The sequence below is a fragment of the Streptomyces sp. NPDC051322 genome, assembly GCF_040689485.1.
Taxonomy (GTDB): domain Bacteria; phylum Actinomycetota; class Actinomycetes; order Streptomycetales; family Streptomycetaceae; genus Streptomyces.
In genome coordinates this window covers 752,656-776,513 of record NZ_JBFBAK010000001.1, presented here as the reverse complement: position 1 = coordinate 776,513, position 23,858 = coordinate 752,656, and the positions used below count along the sequence as shown (strand labels likewise).

The following is a 23,858-nucleotide window of genomic DNA, read 5'->3' as shown; positions in this document are numbered from 1 at the left end:
AGAGCCTTTTCAGGTTCGATTGAATTTCGATGAGCGCCTCGCACCGACCCGTACGGACTCGTAAGGAGCTCGTGCGGAGAGGGTAGGAGGCACAGCTGACCACGGTACCAGTCGTCCACCCACCGGCCCAAAACGGTCCGACCCTCCCAGTCGTGGGACCATGGTCCCTACGTATCGATCCGCCATCGCCCGAGACGAGACGCCCGCCGTCTCAAGAATCAGGACCCTGCGTGCCCGCGACTCCTACCAACGTGCCCGAGCCGAGTCGTACCGACCCGGCGCTGATCCGCAATTTCTGCATCATCGCGCACATCGACCACGGCAAGTCGACGCTTGCCGACCGGATGCTCCAGCTGACCGGTGTCGTCGACCAGCGGCAGATGCGCGCTCAGTACCTCGACCGGATGGACATCGAGCGCGAGCGCGGCATCACCATCAAGTCCCAGGCGGTCCGGCTGCCCTGGGCGCCCTCCGCGGGCGAGGACATCGGCCGTACCCACATCCTCAACATGATCGACACCCCGGGCCACGTGGACTTCACCTATGAGGTGTCCCGTTCGCTCGCGGCCTGTGAGGGAACCATCCTGCTGGTCGACGCCGCCCAGGGCATCGAGGCGCAGACCCTCGCCAACCTCTATCTGGCGATGGAGAACGACCTCACCATCGTGCCGGTGCTCAACAAGATCGACCTGCCGGCCGCGCAGCCCGAGAAGTTCTCCGAGGAACTGGCGAACCTCATCGGCTGCCGGCCGGAGGACGTGCTCAAGGTCTCCGCCAAAACCGGTGTCGGGGTGGACGCGCTGCTCGACCGGGTGGTCAGGGACGTCCCCGCCCCGGTCGGTCAGGCGGACGCACCGGCCCGCGCGATGATCTTCGACTCGGTGTACGACTCCTACCGCGGCGTCGTCACCTATGTCCGGGTCGTCGACGGCCAGCTCAACAAGCGTGAGCGCATCCGCATGATGTCCACGAACGCCACCCACGAGCTGCTGGAGATCGGCGTCTCCTCCCCGGAGATGACCCCGGCCGACGGCATCGGCGTGGGCGAGGTCGGCTACATCATCACCGGCGTCAAGGACGTCAGGCAGTCCAAGGTGGGTGACACCATCACCTCCCTGCACCAGGGCGCGACCGAGGCGCTCGGCGGCTACAAGGACCCCAAGCCGATGGTCTTCTCGGGGCTCTACCCGCTGGACGGCTCGGACTACCCGGACCTGCGCGAGGCGCTCGAGAAGCTGCAGCTCAACGACGCCGCGCTGGTGTACGAGCCGGAGACGTCGGCGGCCCTGGGCTTCGGTTTCCGGGTCGGCTTCCTCGGGCTGCTGCACCTCGACGTGGTCCGGGAGCGGCTCGAGCGCGAGTTCAATCTGGAGCTCATCGCCACCGCCCCCAACGTGGTCTACCGGGTGGAGATGGAGGACGGCACCGAGCACCTCGTCACCAACCCGAGCGAGTTCCCCGAGGGCAAGATCGACAAGGTGCACGAGCCGGTGGTCCGGGCCACCGTCCTCGCGCCCAGCGAGTTCATCGGCGCGATCATGGAGCTCTGCCAGAACCGCCGGGGCAGCCTGCTCGGCATGGACTACCTCTCCGAGGACCGGGTCGAGATCCGCTACACGCTGCCGCTCGCCGAGATCGTCTTCGACTTCTTCGACCAGCTGAAGTCCAAGACCCGCGGCTACGCCTCGCTGGACTACGAGCCCACCGGCGAGCAGAGCGCCCAGCTCGTCAAGGTCGACATCCTGCTGCACGGTGACAAGGTCGACGCGTTCTCCGCCGTCACCCACCGGGACAAGGCGTACGCGTACGGGGTGCGGCTGGTCGCCAAGCTCCAGAAGCTCATCCCGCGGCAGAACTTCGAGGTGCCCATCCAGGCCGCCATCGGCGCCCGGGTCATCGCCAGGGAGACCGTCCGCGCCATCCGCAAGGACGTCCTCGCCAAGTGTTACGGCGGTGACATCTCCCGTAAGCGGAAGCTGCTGGAGAAGCAGAAAGAGGGAAAGAAGCGGATGAAGATGGTGGGCAATGTGGAGGTTCCGCAGGAGGCCTTCATCGCGGTGCTGTCCACCGACGAGTCCGGCGGCGACGGCAAGGCCAAGAAGTAGCCCGGACGGGCGAGTGACATAGGCCGAAGATCGGCCGAGAACCAGACAGAGTGCAGGCCGGGGAGGTGTTCCGCGGCCTGACCGACGGGCTTCCGCGCTTCGGCGTGGGGGCCCGTTCGTTATGAAGCGCACGCTTACCCCCTCTTACGTGGCGGACACCGGCGCTCTACTCTGAGTCTTAGTTACTCGCCAGTTCAATTACCAGCCACCAGCCAGTCGCGCAATGCTGCCCGCAGGCCCGGAGGACGACGTCGTGAGCGACACACAGACCTTGATCGATAGCCGGCCGCCCTCCGTGGCGACCCTTTTCACCCAGCGGGTCGCGGAGACGCCCGACGCCGAGGCATACCGCTTCCCGGTGCCCGCAGCCTCCGGCGACGGACCCGACGAGTGGAAGTCGCTGACCTGGGGCCGGGCGGCCGAGCGGGTGTACGCGATCGCCGCCGGCCTGATCGATCTCGGCGTACAGCCCGAGGAGCGGGTGGCGCTCGCATCGTCCACCCGGATCGAGTGGATCCTCACCGACCTCGGGGTGATGTGCGCCGGCGCGGCCACCACCACGATCTACCCCTCGACGAACGGCGAGGAGTCGTCCTACATCCTCGCCGACTCCGACAGCCGGGTCCTGATCGCCGAGGACGCCGCGCAACTGGCCAAGGCCCGCGAGCGGCGGGCCGGTCTGCCCCACCTCAGCCACGTCGTGGTGATCGACAGCACCGGGGTCGAGCCGGACGAGAGCGGCTGGGTGCTCTCCCTCGCCGACCTGGAGGCCCGCGGCGCGGCGTACCTGGCGAACAACCCCGAAGCGGTGCAGAAGCGGATCGCGGCCATCACGCCCGAGCAGCTCGCCACGCTGATCTACACCTCGGGCACCACCGGCAGGCCCAAGGGCGTCCGGCTGCCGCACGACAACTGGTCGTACATGGCCAGGGCCACCGTGGCGACCGGCCTGATCACCAAGGACGACGTCCAGTACCTCTGGCTGCCGCTGGCGCACGTCTTCGGCAAGGTGCTGACCTCCGGGCAGATCGAGGTCGGCCATGTCACCGCGGTGGACGGCCGGGTCGACAAGATCATCGAGAACCTGCCGGTGGTGCAGCCGACCTACATGGCAGCGGTGCCGCGCATCTTCGAGAAGGTCTACAACGGGGTCGCCGCCAAGGCCCGGGCCGGCGGCGGAGCCAAGTACAAGATCTTTCAGTGGGCCGCCCAGGTGGCCCGTGAGTACGCCAGGACCACCCAGGACAGCTTCCGCCGCACCGGCATCGCATCGGCGCCCTTCGGCCTGGAGACCAAGCACAGAATCGCCGACGCGCTGGTCTATGCCAAGATCCGCGAGGCGTTCGGCGGACGACTGCGCGCCTGCGTCTCCGGCTCGGCCGCGTTGGCTCCGGACATCGGGTTCTTCTTCGCCGGCGCCGGCATCCACATCCTGGAGGGGTACGGCCTGACGGAGTCCAGCGCCGCGTCCTTCGTCAACCCGGGCGAGGCCTACCGCACCGGCACGGTCGGCAAGCCGCTGCCCGGTACCGAGGTCCGCATCGCCGGCGACGGCGAGGTCATGCTGCGCGGTCCCGGCATCATGTCCGGCTACCACGGGCTGCCGGAGAAGACCGCCGAGGTGCTGGAGTCCGACGGCTGGTTCCACACCGGTGACATCGGCGAACTGTCGGCCGACGGCTACCTGCGGATCACCGACCGCAAGAAGGACCTGATCAAGACATCGGGCGGCAAGTACATCGCACCGGCCGAGGTCGAGGGACAGTTCAAGGCGGTGTGCCCCTTCGTCTCCAACATCCTGGTGCACGGCGCGGACCGGAACTTCTGCACGGCGCTCATCGCACTCGACGAGCCGACCATCCTGGGCTGGGCCGAGGAGAACGGTCTGGGCGGCAGGTCGTACGCCGACGTGGTGGCCTCCCAGGAGGTCGAGTCGCTGATCGACGGCTATGTGCAGCGGCTCAACGAGGGGCTGCAGCGCTGGCAGACGGTGAAGAAGTTCCGGCTGCTGCCCCGCGACCTGGACATCGAGCACGGCGAGCTGACGCCCAGCCTGAAGCTGAAGCGGCCGGTCGTCGAGCGCGAGTACCGGACGCTCATCGAGGACATGTACGCCGGCTCACGCGAGGCGTAGCACGGCGGGTGGGCGGGCGCGTTCCAACCCCGCCCGCCCGGCCGCCCGGCTGCCTCGGATGGCGGAGGGACCGGTCGTCCGGGTGTGACAATGGGGTACATGCCTTCCGCACTGCCCGATGGTGAACCCATGCCCGACGACGGGGCGCTGCCCGGTCATGTCCTGGAGGGTGCGGGGGAGCGGCCCCTCGGTTTCTATCTGCACGTGCCCTACTGCGCGAGCCGCTGCGGCTACTGCGACTTCAACACCTACACCGCGACCGAGCTGCGCGGCTCCGGCGGCGTACTGGCCTCCCGGGACAACTACGCCTCGACCCTGATCGACGAGGTCGGACTGGCCCGCAAGGTCCTCGGGGACGACCCGCGACCGGTCAGCACGGTGTTCGTCGGCGGCGGCACACCGACCCTGCTGGACGCGGCCGACCTGGTACGGATGCTCGCGGCGGTCCGGGACGAGTTCGGCCTCGCCGACGACGCCGAGATCACCACCGAGGCCAACCCCGAGTCGGTCGACCAGGCGTATCTGGAGACCTTGCGGGCCGGCGGCTTCAACCGGATCTCCTTCGGGATGCAGAGCGCCCGGCAGCACGTACTGAAAATCCTCGACCGCACGCACACGCCCGGCCGGCCCGAGGCGTGCGTCGCGGAGGCGCGGGCAGCGGGCTTCGACCACGTCAACCTCGACCTGATCTACGGCACTCCCGGGGAGTCCGACGACGACTGGCGGGCCTCGCTGGCCGCGGCGGTCGGCACCGGCCCCGACCACATCTCCGCCTACGCGCTGATCGTCGAGGAGGGCACCCAGCTCGCCCGGCGGATCCGCCGGGGCGAGGTACCGATGACCGACGACGACGTCCACGCCGACCGTTACCTGATCGCGGACTCGGTGCTGGCCGATGCGGGCTACTCCTGGTACGAGGTCTCCAACTGGGCCCGGACCCCGGCGGGCCGCTGCCTCCACAATGAGCTCTACTGGCGGGGCGCCGACTGGTGGGGCGCCGGCCCCGGCGCGCACAGCCATGTCGGCGGCGTCCGCTGGTGGAACGTCAAGCACCCCGGCGCGTACGCGGCTGCCCTGACGGCCGGGAAGTCCCCCGGCGCGGGCCGGGAGATCCTGCCCGCCGAGGACCGCCGGGTGGAGCGGATCCTGCTGGAGCTGCGGCTCATCGACGGCTGTCCGCTGTCGATCCTCGCCCCGGCCGGTCTGGCGGCGGCGCGGCGGGCGCGGGCCGACGGGCTGCTGTCGGAAGGGCCCTTCGAAGAGGGACGGGCGGTGCTCACCCTGCGGGGCCGGCTGCTGGCGGACGCGGTAGTGCGGGACCTGGTGGACTGACCGCTCCCCGCTTCCCGCTCCCCGCTTGCCCGGGCTCCGCCCCGGACCCCGCTCCTCAAGCGCCGGAGGGGCTGATCATGGCACCTCCACCCGTTCACCCCGCCGTGCCCGTAACAAAATCGATCAGCTCCTCCACCCGCCCCAGCAGCTCCGGCTCAAGATCCCGATACGACCGGACCCGGGACAGGATGTGCTGCCAGGCCGCACCCGTGTTCTCCGGCCACCCCAACGCCCGGCACACCCCCGTCTTCCAGTCCTGCCCCCGCGGCACCGACGGCCACCCCGCGATGCCCACGGCCGACGGCTTCACGGCTTCCCACACGTCGATGTACGGATGGCCCACGATCAGCGCGTGGTCGCTGGAGACGGCCGCAGCGATACGGGACTCCTTGGAACCGGGCACCAGATGGTCGACGAGCACGCCGAGCCGGGCATCCGCCGCAGGGCCGAACTCGGCGACGATCGCCGGGAGGTCGTCGATGCCGCCCAGATACTCCACGACCACCCCCTCGACCCGCAGGTCGTCGCCCCACACCCGTTCCACGAGTTCCGCGTCGTGCCGCCCCTCGACGTAGATCCGTCCGGCCCGGGCCACCCGGGCGCGTGCGCCGGGGACGGCGAGGGAGCCGGACGCCGTGCGGGCGGGGCCCCGGGGGGCCGCTGTGGGGCGGACCAGGGTGACCGGGCGGCCCTCCAGCAGGAAGCCGCGCGGGGCCATCGGGAAGACCCGGTGCTTGCCGAAGCGGTCCTCGAGGGTGATGGTCGGCCCCTCGGCCGTCTTCTCGCACCGGATCACCGCACCGCAGAACCCGGTGGTGACCTCCTCGACGACCAGATCGGGTTCGGCCGCGACCTCCGGGGCGGGCGTCTGCTTCTTCTTCCACGGCGGCGTCAAGTCGGGGCTGTAGCTGCGCATTCGCCAGACGCTACGACAACCGGGAGCGGGCTGCCAGCATCTCGCGCTGGGCCCGGACGAAGGCGGCGTCCACCACGGCCCCGTGCCCGGGCACGTACAGCGCGTCGTCGCCGGCCAGCGCGAGCAGCCGGTCCAGGGCCGCGGGCCACTGCGGGAGCATCGCGTCCGGGCCGGCCTGCGGCTCGCCGGACTCCTCGACCAGATCGCCGCAGAAGACGACGTCGGGACTGCCGGGAACCAGCAGCACCAGATCGTGGCCGGTGTGACCGGGGCCGATGTTCGCCAGCACGACCTGCCGTCCGCCCAGATCCAGCGACAGCTCACCGGAGACCAGGTGGTGCGGCCCGACCAGCCGGGCCACCGCGTCGTCGGCCTCGGCAGGCGGGATGCCGTGGCGTACCGCCTCCTCGCGCAGGGCGGCCGCCCCGCGGGAGCCCCGGGCGAGCAAATGATCGGTGCCCACCGCTCCGTAGACCCGGGCACCGGGGAAGGCGGCGGTGCCCAGTACATGGTCGAAATGCGGGTGACTCAACGCGATGTGCGTCACGCTCCGGCCGAGAAGTTCCGCCGCCCCGGCACGGATCCCGGCGCCCTCACGGGGCGACGAGCCGGTGTCGTACAGCAGCACCGCTTCTCGTCCCGCGATCAGCCCGACGGTCGCGTCCCAGCCGGGCAGACGGCGCCGGCCGACATCCGCGGCGAGGTGTTCCCAGCCGGAGTCTTCCCAAGTGACGTCCATACCGTGACGCTATCGGGAATGGCCGGCACCGGCGCGATAGCGTGACGGGCCGTGCTTGCCAGGGGTGAACCTCACCGCCGTACACTGGGTAGCTGCTGGCACTCGAACGCACAGAGTGCCAGGCGGGTTCCGACGATCGACAACTGGAGGTGTGCGCGGGTGCTCAGCGATCGCAGACTCGAAGTGTTGCGCGCCATCGTCCAGGATTATGTGGGCACCGAGGAGCCGGTCGGCTCCAAGGCGCTCACCGAGCGGCATCGGCTCGGTGTCTCCCCGGCCACCGTCCGCAACGACATGGCCGCCCTGGAGGACGAGGGATTCATCGCCCAGCCGCACACCAGCGCGGGGCGTATCCCGACCGACAAGGGCTACCGGCTGTTCGTCGACAGGCTGGCGGGCGTCAAGCCCCTGTCGTTGCCCGAGCGGCGCGCCATTCAGAACTTCATGGACGGGGCGGTCGACCTCGACGACGTGGTGGGCCGCACAGTGCGGCTGCTCGCGCAGCTCACCCGGCAGGTCGCCGTGGTGCAGTATCCGTCGCTGACCCGTTCCACGGTCCGGCATGTGGAGCTGCTCTCGCTGGCCCCCGCCCGGCTGATGCTGGTGCTGATCACGGACACCGGACGGGTCGAGCAACGCATGATCGACTGTCCCGCACCCTTCGGTGAGACATCCCTGGCGGATCTGCGGGCCCGGCTCAACAGCCGGGTCGTGGGGCGCCGTTTCGCGGATGTGCCGCAGTTGGTGCAGGATCTTCCCGACTCCTTCGACCAGGAGGACAGGGGGACCGTCGCGACGGTCCTCTCGACCCTGCTGGAGACGCTGGTGGAGGAGACCGAGGAGCGGCTGATGATCGGCGGCACCTCCAATCTGACCCGCTTCGGACATGACTTCCCGCTGACCATCAGGCCGGTGCTGGAAGCCCTGGAGGAGCAGGTCGTGCTCCTCAAACTGCTCGGCGAGGACTCGGGCATGACCGTAAGCATCGGGCATGAGAACGCCCACGAGGGCCTGACGTCCACATCGGTCGTCGCCGTCGGCTACGGTTCGGGCGACGAGGCAGTCGCCAAACTCGGCGTGGTCGGACCGACCCGCATGGACTACCCCGGAACGATGGGAGCGGTACGCGCAGTGGCACGTTACGTCGGACAGATCCTGGCGGAGTCGTAAGTGGCCACGGACTACTACGCCGTACTCGGCGTGCGCCGCGACGCTTCGCAGGACGAGATCAAGAAGGCATTCCGGCGGCTGGCGCGTGAGCTCCACCCGGATGTGAACCCTGATCCCAAGACGCAGGAACGCTTCAAGGAGATCAACGCCGCCTACGAGGTGTTGTCCGACCCGCAGAAGAAGCAGGTCTACGACCTCGGCGGCGACCCGCTCTCGCAGGCGGGCGGCGGCGGAGCCGGTGGCTTCGGCGCGGGCGGCTTCGGCAACTTCTCGGACATCATGGACGCCTTCTTCGGTACGGCGTCGCAGCGCGGGCCGAGGTCGCGCACCCGGCGCGGCCAGGACGCGATGATCCGCCTGGAGATCGACCTCAACGAGTCGGCCTTCGGTACGACCAAGGACATCCAGGTCGACACCGCCGTGGTCTGCGCGACCTGCAGCGGCGAGGGCGCGGCCCCCGGCACATCGGCGCAGACCTGCGACATGTGCCGCGGTCGCGGCGAGGTCTCGCAGGTCACCCGGTCCTTCCTGGGCCAGGTCATGACCTCGCGGCCGTGCCCGCAGTGCCAGGGCTTCGGCACGGTCGTGCCGACCCCGTGCCCGGAGTGCGCGGGCGACGGACGCATCCGCTCCCGCCGCACGCTCACGGTCAAGATCCCGGCCGGCGTCGACAACGGCACCCGCATCCAGCTCGCGGGCGAGGGCGAGGTGGGCCCCGGCGGCGGCCCCGCCGGCGACCTGTACGTCGAGATCCACGAGCTGCCGCACGCGGTCTTCCAGCGGCGTGGGGACGATCTGCACTGCACGGTGACCGTCCCCATGACCGCGGCAGCGCTCGGCACCAAGGTGCCGCTCGAGACGCTGGACGCGCTGGAGGAGGTCGACATCCGGCCCGGCACCCAGTCCGGCCAGTCGATCCCCATGCACCAGCGCGGCATCACGCATCTGCGCGGTGGTGGCCGCGGCGACCTGATCGTGCACGTCGAGGTGCTCACCCCGTCGAAGCTCGACCCCGAACAGGAGCGTCTGCTCCGCGAGTTCGCCAAACTCCGCGGCGAGGAACGGCCCACGGGCCAGTTCCAGCCGGGGCAGCAGGGGTTGTTCTCGCGGCTGAAGGACGCGTTCAACGGTCGGTAGGCGCGGCCGGTTGCGCGGCTGGGGGTCCGGGGGTCGTCCCCCGGGGGATGCAGTCAGCCGGGGCAGCAGGGGTTGTTCTCGCGGCTGAAGGACGCGTTCAACGGTCGGTAGGCGCGGCCGATTGCGCGGCTGGGGGTCCGGGGGTCGTCCCCCGGGGGATGCAGTCAGCCGGGGCAGCAAGGGTTGTTCTCGCGGCTCAAGGACGCGTTCAACGGTCGGTAGGCGCGGCCGATTGCGCGGCTGGGGGTCCGGGGGTCGTCCCCCGGGAGAACGGGGCCAACGGCCGGTAAGCCGTCTCGCGGCCGGACGATGATGTCGATTCGGTGTGCTGCGGGGGACGTGGCACGATGCGGTCATGTCCTCCGCATTCGCCGGTCTCTGCCGATATCCGATCGTGCAGGCCCCCATGGCCGGCGGCGCTTCCGGCCCGCAGCTCGCCGCCGCCGTCTCCGAGACGGGCGGACTGGGTTTTCTTGCCGGCGGGTACAAGACCGCGGACGGTATGTACGAGGAGATCAAACAGCTGCGGGGGCAGACCGGTCTGCCCTTCGGCGTGAATCTCTTCATGCCGCAGCCGGAGAACTCCGACCCCTCCGCCGTCGAGGTCTACAGCCATCAGCTCGCCGGTGAGACGACCTGGTACGAGACGCCGCTCGGCGACGCGCAGGGCAGCTCCGACGACGGGTACGAGGCCAAGCTGGCCGTGCTGCTCGACGACCCGGTGCCGGTCGTCTCCTTCACCTTCGGCTGCCCGCCCCGCGACGTCCTCGATTCCTTCGACCGGGTCGACACCTTCACGATCGTGACCGTCACCACACCGGACGAGGCCCAGACCGCGCAGTGGTGCGGCGCGGACGCGGTGTGCGTCCAGGGCATCGAGGCCGGCGGGCATCAGAGCACCCACCGTGACGACCCGCAGACCGACGGGACCGGCATCGGGGTGCTCTCGCTGATCACCCAGGTGCGGGAGACCGTGCAGCTGCCGATCATCGCCGCCGGCGGGCTGATGCGCGGCTCCCAGATCGCCGCCGTACTCGCGGCGGGCGCGGACGCGGCGCAGCTCGGCACCGCCTTCCTCGCCTGTCCCGAGTCGGGGGCGAACGTGCTGCACAAGCAGGCGCTGACCAATCCGCTGTTCGTGCGTACCGAGCTCACCCGGGCGTTCTCCGGTCGTCCCGCGCGGGGCCTCGTCAACCGTTTCGTGCGCGAGCACGGTCCGTACGCACCCGCCGCCTACCCGCAGGTGCACTACCTCACCGCCGGGCTGCGCAGGGCCGCGGCCGCGGTGGGCGACGCCCAGGGCATGGCGCTGTGGGCGGGCCAGGGCCACCGACTCGCCCGCGAACTGCCGGCCGGTCAGCTGGTCGAGGTGCTGGTCGCGGAACTGGAGGCGGCGCGCGCCGCCCTGGCGGCGGACGACTGCTCATGACCGCCCCCGTCTTCGTCGTCGACGACCTCCGTCGCACCGAGCCGGGCCCGGACGGCACCTTCGTACTCGACGGGCCGGAGGGCCGGCATGCGGTGTCCGTGAAGCGGTTGCGGACGGGCGAGACCGTCGTACTGACCGACGGCGGCGGCCGCTGGGCGGAGTGCGTGGTCCGCGCCGCCGAGGGCAAGGACCGGCTGGTGGTCGAGCTGGGCGCCCGGCAGGAGGAACCGCCGCCGGCCCCCCGCATCACCGTCGTCCAGGCCCTGCCGAAGGGCGACCGCGGGGAGGTCGCCGTGGAGACGATGACCGAGACCGGCGTCGACGCGATCGTGCCCTGGCAGGCGTCCCGCTGCATCACCCAGTGGCGCGGGGAACGCGGCGCCAAGTCCCTGGCCAAGTGGCGCAGTACGGCCCGCGAATCCGGTAAGCAGTCCCGCCGGACCCGTTTCCCGGAGGTCGCGGACGCCATGAGCACCAAACAGGTTGCGGCACTTCTGGCCGAAGCGGATTTCGGGGCGGTCCTGCATGAGGACCGGACCTACCGGAGCGGAGCCCTGGCGAGTGCCGCGCTGCCGTCGGCCGGGGAGATCGTGCTGGTCGTCGGGCCCGAGGGCGGGGTGTCGCCGGAGGAGCTGGCGGCGTTCGCCGACGCCGGTGCGGGGGCGTACCGGTTGGGGCGGAGCGTCTTGCGGACGTCCACGGCGGGGACGGTGGCGGCGGGTCTGCTGCTGGCCCGGACGGGGCGGTGGGGGTAGCGGGCGGGGCCTGCGGCTCTCGGGCTCCGGCTCAGGTCCTGCTCCTCCCAGGGCGGTTCGCCCACGCGAGTGACATGGCCGCAAGTCACCTACCGGGCCCCACCCCCCCGTGGGACGCTGCCCTGCATGGGGGCAGGACGAGCAACGTACAGAAGGATCCTCGCGGCAACCATCACCGCCGCCGCCACCCTCGCGGGCGTCGCGGCCTGCGACCCCGTCGACGGTTTGGACACCGCATCGGTCGCCTACACCACCGACCGCACCGGCACCAGCGCGCTGGAGCACCACGGCTTACGCGTCGACTGGCTGACCTGCACCGCGGATCTGGGCAGGAGCAAGAAACCCTCGCCCACCGCGGACGTGCACAGCGTGGCGAAGGTCGACTGCCAGGGCAGGACCAAGGACCGCAAGGACATCACCATCAAGGGCAAGGTGACCAAGGCGGTCGACGGCCGCTGCGTGCGGGGCGCCCTCACCGGCACGGTGGGCGGCGAACTCGCTTTCCGCGCGACCGTGTTGGGCAACTGCGACGCCGCCCCGTCGAGCAGCGACGCCGCCCCGCCGGGCAACGGCGGGGCCGGGCCGACAGCGACCGTCACCGTGACGGTGACCAGGTACCCGGGCAAGTGACCCACCGGGCGGCGCCCGGCCGGCCCGCACACCGTCAGTACGCACAACTCCGGTCCGGCGCACCGGATCACGGCCTAGGGTGATCCATGTGACGCACCCTGCCTATCTCCGGTTTCCGCATGTCCAGGGCGATTCGATCGCCTTCACCGCAGAGGACGACGTCTGGCTGGCCCCGCTCGACGGCGGCCGCGCCTGGCGTGTCAGCGCCGACAACCGGCCCGTCGACCATCCACGGATATCCCCCGACGGCGAACGGGTCGCCTGGACGTCCACCCGGGACGGCGCCCCCGAGGTGCATCTCGCGCCCACCGACGGCGGCCCCTCCCAGCGCCTGACCTACTGGGGCGATGCCCGGACGTCCGTACGCGGCTGGACCCCCGGCGGTGATGTGCTCGCCATCAGCACCTACGGCCAGGCCTCACTGCGCCGCAGCTGGGCGCGGGCCGTCCCGGTCGACGGCGGTCCGGCGCGGACCCTGCCGTACGGCCCGCTCGGCTCCCTCGCCTACGGGCCGGGCGAGCGGGTGCTGCTGCTGTCGGCCACCATGGGCCGCGAGGCGGCCAAGTGGAAGCGGTACCGGGGCGGCACGGCGGGCAAACTGTGGACGGGGGAGACCGGCGGCGACTTCGTACGGCTCCACGAGGACATCGACGGGAACATCGAGTGCCCGATGTGGGTGGCGGGCCGGACCGCGTTCCTCTCCGACCACGAGGGCGTCGGTGCGCTGTACTCCTCGCTCCCCGACGGCTCGGACCTCCGCCGCCATACGGCAGTTGACGGTTTCTACGCCCGGCAGGCCGCCACCGACGGGACCCGGGTGGTCTACGCGTCGGCGGGCGAACTGTGGATCGTCGACGACCTCGAAGGGGCCGCACCGCGCCGGCTGGACGTCAGGCTCGGCGGCCAGCGTGCCGACCTCCAGCCGCACGTCGTGAACGGCGGGCACCACCTGCACACAGCGTCCCCGGACCGTACCGGCCGGGGCAGCGCCGTCGAATCGCGGGGCGCCGTCCACTGGGTCACCCACCGGGAGGGGCCGGCCAGGGCGCTCGCCACCGAGCCGGGGGTGCGGGCCAGACTGCCCCGTACCTTCCGGGCCGACGGCGCCGAGCACGTCGTCTGGGTCACCGACGCGGAGGGCGAGGACGCCCTGGAGTGCGCGCCGGCCACCGGCGCCGCGCCGGACGCCGAGCCGCGCCGCCTCGGTCAGGGACGTCTCGGCCGGGTACTGAGCCTGGCGGCCGCCCCCGACGGCAGCCGGTTCGCGGTCGCCGCGCACGACGGCAGGGTGCTGATCGTCGAACGGGACACCGGCGATGTGCACGAGGTCGACCGCAGCGAGCACGGCGACGCGTCGGGGCTGGTCTTCTCGCCCGACTCGGCATGGCTCGCCTGGTCGCACCCGGGCCCGGAGCCGCTGCGCCAGCTGAAGCTCGCGCACCTCGCGGATCTCTCGGTGGCCGAGGCGACGCCACTGCGCTTCCGGGACTTCCAGCCCGTCTTCACCACCGACGGCAAACACCTGGCCTTCCTCTCCGAGCGGGCTTTCGACCCGATCTACGACGCACACGTCTTCGACCTGGCGTTCATCGGCGCCTGCCGCCCGCATCTGCTGACCCTCGCCGCCACCACCCCCTCCCCGTTCGGGCCGCAGCGCCACGGCCGCCCGACCGAGAAGGACAAGGACGCCGACGAGCACGACCCCAGCGCACTGCCGGTCACCCGGATCGATCTGGAGGGGATCGCCGACCGGATCGTGCCGCTGCCGGTGGAGGCCGCCAGCTGCTCCACCCTGCGCGCGGCCAAGGACGGCCTGCTCTGGCTGCGTCACCCGCTGCACGGTGTGCTCGGCACGACCAGGGCCACGCCCGCCGCGCCCTGGCCGCGTACCGTCCTGGAGCGGTACGACCTGGAGAAACTCCGCCACGAGGAACTCGCCTCCGACGTCGACCACTTCGAGGTGAGCGGTGACGGCAAGCGGCTGGTGCTGCACATGGACGGCAAGCTGCGTGTCGTCCCGTCCGACAGCAGGGTCTCCGGTTCCGATCCGGACGAGGACTCGGACAGCGACATCACCGTCGACCTGTCCCGGATCCGCCGCACCCTCGACCCGGCTGCCGAGTGGCGGCAGATGTACGACGAGACCGGCCGCATCATGCGGGACAACTTCTGGCGGCCGGACCTCGGCGGCGTCGACTGGGCCGGGGTACTCGACCGTTACCGCCCGGTCCTCGCCCGGGTCGCCACCCACGACGACCTGGTCGACCTGTTGTGGGAGGTCCAGGGTGAACTGGGCACCTCGCACGCGTACGTGACGCCGCCGGGCGGCTGGCGCGACGACGCGACCCGGCAGGGACTGCTGGGCGCCGACATCTCCCGTGGGGACGACGGCCGTTGGCGCGTCGACCGGATCCTGCCCGCCGAGACCTCGGACCCGGCGGCGCGCGCCCCGCTCAGCGCCCCTGGAGTCGCGATGCGTGCCGGTGACGCGATCCTGGCCGTCGACGGCCACCCGGTGGACCCGCGTACCGGGCCGGGTCCGCTGCTCACCGGTGCGGCGGACAAGCCGGTCGAACTCACCGTCGCGCCGGCCGGCGGCGGCGAGCCGCGCCATGTCGTGGTGGTGCCCACCGGTGACGAGGAACCGCTCCGTTACCACGACTGGGTGGCCGACCGCCGGGCGTACGTGCATGAGCACTCCGGTGGCCGCCTCGGCTACCTGCACGTCCCCGACATGGTCGGCGCCGGCTGGGCCCAGCTGCACCGGGACCTGCGGGTGGAGGTCGCCAGGGACGGCCTGGTGGTCGACGTCCGGGAGAACCGCGGCGGCCACACCTCGCAGCTGGTCGTGGAGAAGCTCGCCCGCCGGATCGTGGGCTGGGACCTGCCGCGCGGTATGCGTCCCTCCAGTTATCCCGGCGACGCGCCGCGGGGGCCGGTGGTCGCCGTGGCCAACGAGTTCTCCGGCTCGGACGGGGACATCGTCAACGCCGCGATCAAGGCGCTGGGCATCGGTCCGGTGGTCGGTACGCGGACCTGGGGCGGCGTCATCGGCATCGACAGCCGGTACCGCCTGGTCGACGGGACGCTGGTGACTCAGCCCAAGTATGCCTTCTGGCTGGAGGGGTACGGCTGGGGCGTCGAGAACCACGGTGTCGACCCCGACGTCGAGGTGGTGCAGGCACCGCAGGACCATGTGGCGGGGCGTGATCCGCAACTGGACGAAGCGATCCGTATCGCGTTGGCCACGCTCGCGGAGACCCCGGCCAAGACACCGCCCGACTTGCCGCGGAGCTGATCCACCCTCCCCGGGGGCCCCGCCCCCGGACCCCCGGTCCTCAAACGTCCCCCGGCTAGGGCTGGGAGGTGCCCCCAGGGCGGGCTGGATTTGGCTCCCCTGAGTGCGATCGTGCGTGCACAAGCGACCACGACCGCCGATCCTGCCTGCGGCGCCGCCCACTTCCTGCCCGGCCGGCGATTGAGGTCACCCACAGCCCGGCAGCAGGTCGCACCCGCACGTCCCCGCTAGCATGGGCCGCGTACAGATCATCACCGACCGAGGAGACTCCGCATGGCGGGAGAGCCGCAGCCCGACTGCCTGTTCTGCAAGATCGTCTCGGGGGACATCCCGGCAACCGTCGTCCGCGAGACCGAGACCACGGTCGCCTTCCGTGACATAAACCCGCAGGCTCCGACGCACGTCCTGGTGATCCCCAAGGCGCACTACCCGGACGCGCAGACGCTCGCCGTGGCGGAGCCGCAGATCGCCGCGGACGTGCTGAACGAAGCGGGCCGGGTCGCAGCCGAGGACACCATCGACGGGACCGGCTACCGCATCGTCTTCAACACGGGCTCCGGCGCCGGCCAGACCGTGTTCCACGCGCACGCCCACGTGCTGGGCGGCCGCGGCCTCAACTGGCCCCCCGGGTAGTTCTGTTGTCCGTACGCGAACTCGTGGTGCTGGGTACCGCCAGCCAGGTGCCGACCCGGCTCAGGAACCACAACGGCTACCTGCTGCGCTGGGACGGCGAGGGCATCCTCTTCGACCCGGGCGAGGGTACCCAGCGTCAGATGCTGCACGCCGGGGTCGCCGCGCACGACATCGACCGGATCTGCGTCACGCACTTCCACGGCGACCACTCGCTGGGCCTGGCCGGAGTGATCCAGCGGATCAACCTGGACCGGGTCCCGCACCCGGTCACCGCGCACTATCCGGCGAGCGGGCAGCAGTTCTTCGACCGGTTGCGGTACTCCACCGCGTACCGGGAAACGGTCCGGATGGTGCAGGCACCGGCCACCGGTGAATGCATCGTGCTGGCCGAGACACCGGCGTACGTACTGGAGGCGCACCGGCTGCGGCACCCCGTCGAGTCGTACGGCTACCGGCTGACCGAACCCGACGGGCGCCGGATGCTGCCCGCGAAGCTTGCCGAGCATTCCATCACCGGGCCGGAGATCAGCCGGCTGCAACGCGAGGGCGAGGTCGGCGGGGTGACGCTCGACCAGGTCAGCGAGGTGCGGCGCGGGCAGCGGTTCGCGTTCGTCATGGACACCGGGCTGTGCGACGGTGTCCACCGCCTCGCCGAGGGCTGCGATCTGCTGGTCATCGAGTCGACCTTCCTCGACGAGGACGAGCGGCTGGCCGCCGAATACGGCCACCTGACCGCCGGCCAGGCTGCCCGGGTGGCGCGGGACGCGGGCGTACGGCACCTCGTACTGACGCACTTCTCGCAGCGTTATGCCGACCCCGAGGCATTCGCACGGCAGGCGCGCACCGCCGGTTTCGACGGCGAACTGACCATTGCCGCCGACCTGATGCGGGTCCCCGTGCCCACCCGGCACGTTCCGGCACGACCTGGCACTCCGAACCCATCGAACTGAGCGAGATCCCATGCCCCCTCTCCCGACGGACCACCTGCCCACGGACCACCTCCCGACGCATCACCTGCCGAAGGCCGAGCTACACCTGCACATCGAAGGCACTCTGGAACCGGAGCTGGCGTTCGCGCTCGCCGCGCGCAACGGTGTCGAGCTGCCGTTCTCGGACACCGAGTCGCTGCGCAAGGCATACCTCTTCAAGGACCTGCAGTCGTTCCTCGATCTGTACTACGGGCTGATGACCGTGCTGCGCACACCCGAGGACTTCGAAGAGCTCACCGAGGCGTATCTCGTCCGGGCCGCCGCCCAGGGCGTACGCCATGCGGAGATCTTCTTCGACCCGCAGGCGCACTCCGCGCGCGGAGTCGAGATCGCGACGGTGGTCGAGGGGATCTCCCGGGCTCTCGAGCGGAGCATGGAGCGCCACGGCGTCTCCACCCGGCTGATCATGTGTTTTCTGCGCGACCGTTCGGCCGACTCGGCGTTGCGCACCCTGGAGGCCGCTCGGCCGCATCTGCACCGGATCACGGCGGTCGGCCTCGACTCGGCCGAGGTCGGGCACCCGCCGTCGAAGTTCCGCGAGGTGTACGAGGCGGCCGGCGCGCTGGGGCTGCGCAAGGTCGCCCATGCGGGGGAGGAGGGCCCGCCGGCGTACGTATGGGAGGCCCTGGACGTGCTCGGCGTGGAGCGGATCGACCACGGGCTGCGGTCCGTCGAGGACTCGGAGCTGGTGGCGCGGCTGGTGCGCGACCGGGTGCCGCTGACGCTCTGTCCGCTGTCGAACGTGCGGCTGCGGGCGGTGGACACCCTGGAGGAGTTTCCGCTGCGGCAGATGATGGACGCCGGGCTGCTGTGCACGGTCAACTCCGACGACCCGGCGTACTTCGGCGGTTACGCCGGAGACACCTTCCACGCCGTGCACGAGGCCCTGCGACTCGGTCACGAGGAGCTGCGCACGCTGGCCCGCAACTCCTTCCTGGCCGCCTTCCTGGACGACGACGAGGAGCTCAGGGCGCGTTACCTGGCCGAGGTGGCGGCGTACGACTTCGGCGCGGACCTCGACCTGGGCTGACGCAGCGGGGCACGCCGTCCCGGCGGACGGCCGGGGCGGCGGCTCAGAGCCAGCCCGGCGCGCCCGGCAGGGCCGGGGTGGCGGCCTCGATCTTCAGCCGCACCTCGCGCATCGTCGCCACGATCTGCCGCTCGTGCTCGTCGGTGAGCCGGGCCACCGGCACCGAGCAGCTGATGGCGTCCACGGCCGGCGCGTCGTAGCGCAGCGCGAAGCCGAACCCGACGATGCCGGAGACGCCCTCCTCGCGGTCGATCGAATAGCCGCGCTCGCGTACGCCCAGCAGGTCCGCGGTGAGCGCCGTCCGGTCGGGGAGGGTGTTCGGGGTGAAGCGCTCCAGCTCACCCTCCGGCAGCGCGCCGGCGTCGCGCTCGGCGAGCAGCGCCTTCCCCAGTGCGCCGACGTGCGCGGGCAGCCGGCGGCCGACGCGGCTGATGGTGCGCAGGTATTCGTGTGACTCGCGGGTGGCGAGATAGACGACGTCACCGCGGTCGAACCGGCCCATGTGGATGGTCTCGCCGAGCGCGGTGGAGGCCTCGTCCAGATAGGGCTTCGCCGCACGCACCCGGGGATCGGTGTCCAGGTAGCTGGTCCCGGTGAGCAGGGCGCGGATGCCGATGCCGTACAGCGATCCGGTCGCGTCGGTGCGCACCCAGCCGCGGTCGATGAGGGTCTGCAGCAGGGCGTACATGGAACTGCGCGGTACGCCCAGCTCCTCCGCGAGCTCGCGCAGCCGGGCCGGCCGGTCGCCGCGTGCGGCCAGTACTTCGAGCAGTTCGACGGTGCGGCCCGCCGACTTCACCTCGCGTACGCCTCCGGTCTCTGGCATGCGCGAATTCTAAGGCGCCCCGGCAGGCTCCTTGACGCTCCCCGTTCACGTATCTACTGTCTGTCTCTATGCGTAGACAGCATCTACATGCGGAGACAGCGGAGGCGGCGGCGATGGACACTGCGGACCGGCTCAGGGGAGGCATGGCGCGAGGGGTGCTCTCCTTCCCCCTGACCAGCTTCACCGCCACGGGGGAACTCGACATCGAGGGCTACCGGGCCTATCTGGAGACCCAGCTGGCGGCCGCGCCCGGCGCGGTCTTCCCGGCCTGCGGAACCGGCGAGTTCTTCTCGCTCGACGAGGACGAGTACCGCCAGGTCGTCACCACCACGGTCGAAGTGGCCGCAGGCCGGGTCCCGGTGGTCGCCGGTATCGGTTACGGCTGGGCGCAGGCCGTCCGGTTCGCCCGGATCGCCGAGGAGGCGGGCGCCGACGCGGCGCTCGTCATGCCGCACTACCTGGTCGCCGCACCGCAGGACGGCCTGGTCGCCCAGCTGGCGCAGATCGCCGCCCGCACCCGGCTGCCGCTCATCGCCTACCAGCGCGGCCAGGTCGCCTTCACCGCCGACTCGCTGCGCCGTGTCGCCGCGATCCCCGGCGTCATCGGGCTCAAGGACGGGCACAGCGACCTCGACCGGCTCCAGCGGCTGACGCTCGCCGCACCGGAGGGCTTCCTGTTCTTCAACGGCGCCTCCACCGCCGAGGTCCAGGCCCGCGCCTACGCCACCGTCGGCATCCCCGCCTACTCGTCCGCCGTGCACGCCTTCGCCCCGGAGATCGCCGGCGCCTTCTTCACGGCGCTCGGCGAGGGCGACCACGCCCGCGCGGACGAGCTGCTGCGCGGTTTCTACGTGCCGCTGGTCGAACTCCGCGACCGGGTCCCCGGCTACGCGGTGTCCCTGGTCAAGGCCGCCGCCCGGCTGCGCGGCCGCCGGGTCGGCCCGGTCCGCGCACCGCTGACCGACCCGGGCCCCGACGACCTCGCGACGCTCGACGCACTGCTCGCCACCGGACTCGACCTCGTAGGAGCCACCCGATGACCCGCCCCACGCCCCGAAGCCTGAAGATCGCCGAAGTGCGGCTCACCCCGGTGCTGATCGCGGACCCGCCGCTGCTGAATGTGCAGGGAGTGCACCAGCCCTACACCCCGCGCCTCGTCGTCGAGATCGTCACGGCGGACGGCGTCACCGGCGTCGGCGAGACCTACGGAGACACCAAGTACCTGGAGATCGCCCGTCCGTACGCCGAGCTGATGCCCGGCCGTTCGATAGCCGACCTGAACGGTCTGGTCCCGCTGGCCGAGCAGGTGGGAGTGGACGCCGCGCGGATCGAGAACACGGTCGACGTCGGTGGTCTGCGCGGCGTCCAGACCGCGGACAAACTGCGCCTGTCGATCATCTCGGCCTTCGAGGTCGCCTGCCTCGACGCGCTCGGCAAGGTCCGCGGCCTGCCGGTGCACGCGCTGCTCGGTGGCAAGGTCAGGGACTCCGTCGAGTACAGCGCGTACCTCTTCTACCGCTGGGCCGAGCACCCGGACGGTGCCGGCGAGCCCGACACCTGGGGCGAGGCGGTCGACCCGGCGGGCATCGTCGCCCAGGCGCGGCGCTTCGTCGACGAATACGGATTCACCTCCTTCAAGCTCAAGGGCGGCGTCTTCCCGCCCGCCGAGGAGATCGCCGCGATCAAGGCTCTGGCCGAGGCGTTCCCCGGCCACCCGCTGCGCCTCGACCCCAACGGCGGCTGGACCCCGGAGACCTCGCTCGAGGTCGCCGCCGAGCTGGCGGACGTACTCGAATACCTGGAGGACCCGACGTCGGGCACGCCGAACATGGCCGAGGTCGCCGCCGGTACGGAGGTGCCTCTCGCGACCAACATGTGCGTCACGACGATCCCGGAGATCCGCGAGGCCTTCCTCAAGGACGCCGTCCAGGTCGTGCTCTCCGACCACCACTACTGGGGCGGCCTGCGCGCCACCCGTGAACTGGCCGCGATCTGCCGCGCGTTCGGGGTCGGTCTCTCCATGCACTCCAACACCCACCTGGGCATCAGCCTCGCCGCGATGACCCATGTCGCCGCCACCGTCCCCAATCTGGACTACGCCTGCGACAGCCACTACCCGTGGCAGACCGACGACGTGATCACCACCCGCCACGTCTTCAGCGACGGCCGCCTCCCGGTCTCCGAGGCCCCCGGCCTCGGAGTCGAGCTCGACCGCGACGCCCTCGCCCGCCTCCACCGGCGCTGGCTCGACGACGACGGAGCGATGCGCGACCGCGACGACGCCACCGCGATGCGCAAGGCGAAGGGCTACGAGGACTGGACGTCCCCGGCGCTGCCCCGCTGGTAACGGCGTCCGGACGGAAGGCATGTCCATGCTCCTGCCGGACCGGTGGTGCAGACTGTTGTGATCCGCACCGTTGGCCTGTTCGCGACCCGTTGGAGCATACGGTGGCCGTACCTGCCGAGCCCGCCCTCGATCCGCTGAAGGAGACCCGCCGACCCGACGATCCGCCCTGTGACGTCTATCTGACCGGCACGGTCTTCCTCGACATCATCTTCACCGGCCTCGACTCCGCGCCCGTTCGCGGCACCGAGTCCTGGGCGCGCGGCATGGGCTCGAGCCCCGGTGGAGTGGCCAATATGGCCACCGCACTGGCCAGGCTGGGGCTGCGCACCTCGCTCGCCGCGGCCTTCGGCGACGACCACTACGGCGAATACTGCTGGGACGCTCTGGAACAGGGCGAGGGCATCGATCTGTCGAAGTCGCACCGGGTTCCCGGCTGGCACTCGCCGGTCACCGTCTCCATGGCGTACGAGGGGGAGCGGACCATGGTCTCGCACGGCCATGAGGCCCCGCTCCCGGCGGACGTGACGGACCCCGCTCCGGGCTGCCCGCCACGCGCGCGTGCCGCCGTCGCCTCCCTGGGACCGGGCCGCCGGGAGGAGTGGGTCGCGCACGCGGCCCGCCGCGGGACCCGGGTCTTCGCCGACGTCGGATGGGACGACACCGCCCGCTGGGACCTCGCCGCGCTGCCCGACCTGGAGCACTGCGAGGCCTTCCTGCCCAACGCCGAGGAAGCGATGCGCTATACCCGTACCGACTGCCCGCGGGCGGCGGCCAGGGCGCTGGCCGAGAAGGTGCCGCTCGCGGTGGTCACGCTCGGCGCGGAGGGGGCGTACGCGGTGGACGGTGCGACCGGCGAGACGGCCTCGGTGCCCGCGATCGCCGTCGAAGCGCTCGATCCGACCGGCGCCGGTGATGTCTTCGTCGCCGGATTCATCACCGGGACACTGGCGGACTGGCCGCTCGCCGACCGGCTGGCCTTCGCCGGGCTGACCGCTGCGCTCTCCGTCCAGGAGTTCGGCGGTTCGCTGTCCGCGCCCGGCTGGGTGGAGATCGCCGCATGGTGGCAGCAGGTCAACGCGTACGAGGATCAGGATCCCGAGGCGCTGCGCAGGTACGCCTTCCTGGCGGAGCTGCTGCCGTCCACGTCGCGGGCGTGGCCACTGCGCAGAGCCGTACCGACGATCGGATTCGGCCGCTCCGGATGACCGGGGACGCGGGATCCGGCCTGGCCCGTGCACGACAGGACGTAAAAGCCCTACGGGCTTGTCAGCGCGGAGTCGTACGCTGGTACTCCAGAGGTTGTCGAGCAGCGACAACCCTGCAACGGGAGGTATGTGCAGGCCTGAGGGCCGGCCCATGACTCAGTCACCCACACAGCCGCAGGCGCGTGCCCAGATCAGGATCCCGGCCGCACACCCCATGGTGATGCTCCTCGGGTCGGGGGACGTGTTGCTGCGCGTGATCGAATCGGCGTTCCCGGCAGCCGATATCCATGTCCGGGGCAATCAGATCAGCGTCACGGGAACGGCGGCGGACGTCGCCCTGATCCAGCGCCTGTTCGACGAGATGATGCTGGTGCTCCGCACCGGGCAGCCGATGACGGAGGACGCAGTGGAACGCTCGATCGCCATGATCCGCGCGAGCGAGAACGGCGAGGGGGAGCCCGGCGGCGAGACGCCGGCCGAGGTACTCACCCAGAACATCCTCTCCAGCCGCGGGCGCACCATCCGCCCCAAGACCCTCAACCAGAAGCGATATGTCGACGCCATCGACAAGAACACCATCGTGTTCGGCATCGGTCCGGCAGGCACCGGCAAGACCTATCTTGCTATGGCCAAGGCGGTGCAGGCCCTGCAGTCCAAGCAGGTCAGCCGGATCATCCTGACCAGGCCCGCGGTCGAGGCGGGGGAGCGGCTCGGGTTCCTGCCCGGCACTCTCTTCGACAAGATCGACCCGTATCTGCGCCCGCTCTACGACGCCCTCCACGACATGCTGGACCCGGACTCGATCCCCCGGCTGATGGCGGCCGGGACGATCGAGGTGGCGCCGCTGGCCTACATGCGGGGGCGGACCCTGAATGACGCGTTCATCATTCTCGACGAGGCGCAGAACACCAGCGCCGAGCAGATGAAGATGTTCCTCACCAGGCTCGGCTTCGACTCGAAGATCGTCGTGACCGGCGATGTCACCCAGGTCGACCTGCCGAGCGGCACCAAGAGCGGTCTGCGCCAGGTGCAGGACATCCTGGAGAACATCGACGATGTGCACTTCTCCCGGCTCACCTCGCAGGATGTCGTCCGGCACAAGCTCGTCGGCCGTATCGTCGACGCGTACGAGAAGCACGACAGCCAGCACCGGCTGTGACATCAACCGGCTGCGACACTGAAC

19 protein-coding genes are annotated in these 23,858 nt (G+C 70.9%); 16 read left to right on the top strand and 3 right to left on the bottom strand.

Translation table 11 applies throughout. From position 1 onward, the window contains the following. Positions 1-230 precede the first annotated feature (230 nt). From lepA to hemW, 3 genes are all read left to right on the top strand, one after another. The gene (gene lepA, locus AB0436_RS03615; protein WP_366465993.1) at positions 231-2,105 is read left to right on the top strand and encodes a translation elongation factor 4; all 1,875 of its coding nucleotides are present in this window, start codon (positions 231-233) and stop codon (positions 2,103-2,105) included. A 253-nt stretch (positions 2,106-2,358) separates the two neighbouring features. Then, positions 2,359-4,239 carry an AMP-dependent synthetase/ligase gene (locus AB0436_RS03610; RefSeq protein WP_366465992.1) on the top strand — a complete coding sequence of 627 codons (1,881 nt, stop codon included), beginning with the start codon at positions 2,359-2,361 and terminating at the stop codon, positions 4,237-4,239. Between the two features lie 90 nt (positions 4,240-4,329). Continuing rightward, positions 4,330-5,571, top strand: coding sequence for a radical SAM family heme chaperone HemW (gene hemW / locus AB0436_RS03605; protein WP_366465991.1), 1,242 nt, complete (start codon positions 4,330-4,332; stop codon positions 5,569-5,571). Between the two features lie 94 nt (positions 5,572-5,665). Here hemW and AB0436_RS03600 read toward each other — a convergent pair whose 3' ends face one another. After that, positions 5,666-6,487 carry a DUF3097 domain-containing protein gene (locus AB0436_RS03600; protein WP_366465990.1) on the bottom strand — a complete coding sequence of 274 codons (822 nt, stop codon included), beginning with the start codon at positions 6,485-6,487 and terminating at the stop codon, positions 5,666-5,668. A 10-nt stretch (positions 6,488-6,497) separates the two neighbouring features. Next, positions 6,498-7,226 carry an MBL fold metallo-hydrolase gene (locus AB0436_RS03595; RefSeq protein ID WP_366465989.1) on the bottom strand — a complete coding sequence of 243 codons (729 nt, stop codon included), beginning with the start codon at positions 7,224-7,226 and terminating at the stop codon, positions 6,498-6,500. 159 nt (positions 7,227-7,385) lie between these two features. Between AB0436_RS03595 and hrcA the strand changes: the two genes are divergently transcribed. From hrcA to AB0436_RS03550, 9 genes are all read left to right on the top strand, one after another. Continuing rightward, complete coding sequence (gene hrcA / locus AB0436_RS03590) at positions 7,386-8,396, top strand: heat-inducible transcriptional repressor HrcA (RefSeq protein ID WP_365850010.1); 1,011 nt, start codon at positions 7,386-7,388, stop codon at positions 8,394-8,396. Next, a complete protein-coding gene (dnaJ, locus tag AB0436_RS03585; protein ID WP_366465988.1) occupies positions 8,397-9,533 on the top strand; it encodes a molecular chaperone DnaJ in 1,137 nt (378 codons plus the stop codon). A 355-nt stretch (positions 9,534-9,888) separates the two neighbouring features. Beyond that, positions 9,889-10,962 carry a nitronate monooxygenase gene (locus AB0436_RS03580; protein WP_366465986.1) on the top strand — a complete coding sequence of 358 codons (1,074 nt, stop codon included), beginning with the start codon at positions 9,889-9,891 and terminating at the stop codon, positions 10,960-10,962. Further along, the gene (locus tag AB0436_RS03575) at positions 10,959-11,717 is read left to right on the top strand and encodes a 16S rRNA (uracil(1498)-N(3))-methyltransferase (RefSeq protein WP_366465985.1); all 759 of its coding nucleotides are present in this window, start codon (positions 10,959-10,961) and stop codon (positions 11,715-11,717) included. Before AB0436_RS03580 ends, AB0436_RS03575 begins: the two co-directional genes overlap by 4 nt. Positions 11,718-11,843: 126 nt before the next feature. Beyond that, positions 11,844-12,347: a hypothetical protein gene (locus tag AB0436_RS03570; RefSeq protein WP_366465984.1), complete on the top strand. Its 504-nt coding sequence runs from the start codon at positions 11,844-11,846 to the stop codon at positions 12,345-12,347. An 88-nt stretch (positions 12,348-12,435) separates the two neighbouring features. Beyond that, entirely contained in the window at positions 12,436-15,645 is a 3,210-nt protein-coding gene (locus tag AB0436_RS03565; protein WP_366465983.1) for a S41 family peptidase, read from the top strand. A 273-nt stretch (positions 15,646-15,918) separates the two neighbouring features. Further along, positions 15,919-16,278 (top strand): histidine triad nucleotide-binding protein, encoded by a 360-nt coding sequence (locus AB0436_RS03560; RefSeq protein ID WP_366465982.1) that lies wholly within the window; start codon positions 15,919-15,921, stop codon positions 16,276-16,278. Between the two features lie 5 nt (positions 16,279-16,283). Continuing rightward, a complete protein-coding gene (locus AB0436_RS03555; RefSeq protein ID WP_366465981.1) occupies positions 16,284-17,228 on the top strand; it encodes a ribonuclease Z in 945 nt (314 codons plus the stop codon). A gap of 10 nt (positions 17,229-17,238) precedes the next feature. Further along, the gene (locus AB0436_RS03550) at positions 17,239-18,297 is read left to right on the top strand and encodes an adenosine deaminase (RefSeq protein WP_366465980.1); all 1,059 of its coding nucleotides are present in this window, start codon (positions 17,239-17,241) and stop codon (positions 18,295-18,297) included. 43 nt (positions 18,298-18,340) lie between these two features. On the opposite strand, the gene AB0436_RS03545 is transcribed toward AB0436_RS03550, so the two are convergent. Then, entirely contained in the window at positions 18,341-19,123 is a 783-nt protein-coding gene (locus AB0436_RS03545; protein WP_366465979.1) for an IclR family transcriptional regulator, read from the bottom strand. 113 nt (positions 19,124-19,236) lie between these two features. On the opposite strand from AB0436_RS03545, the gene AB0436_RS03540 reads away from it, so the two are divergent. From AB0436_RS03540 to AB0436_RS03525, 4 genes are all read left to right on the top strand, one after another. Next, complete coding sequence (locus AB0436_RS03540; RefSeq protein ID WP_366465978.1) at positions 19,237-20,163, top strand: 5-dehydro-4-deoxyglucarate dehydratase; 927 nt, start codon at positions 19,237-19,239, stop codon at positions 20,161-20,163. Further along, on the top strand, positions 20,160-21,470 hold the full coding sequence (locus AB0436_RS03535; protein ID WP_366465977.1) for a glucarate dehydratase family protein: 1,311 nt from the start codon (positions 20,160-20,162) through the stop codon (positions 21,468-21,470). The genes AB0436_RS03540 and AB0436_RS03535 overlap by 4 nt, the downstream gene beginning before the upstream one ends. 101 nt (positions 21,471-21,571) lie before the next feature. Next, positions 21,572-22,675 carry a PfkB family carbohydrate kinase gene (locus AB0436_RS03530; RefSeq protein WP_366465976.1) on the top strand — a complete coding sequence of 368 codons (1,104 nt, stop codon included), beginning with the start codon at positions 21,572-21,574 and terminating at the stop codon, positions 22,673-22,675. 151 nt (positions 22,676-22,826) lie between these two features. Then, positions 22,827-23,834: a PhoH family protein gene (locus tag AB0436_RS03525; protein ID WP_366465975.1), complete on the top strand. Its 1,008-nt coding sequence runs from the start codon at positions 22,827-22,829 to the stop codon at positions 23,832-23,834. Positions 23,835-23,858: the final 24 nt, after the last annotated feature.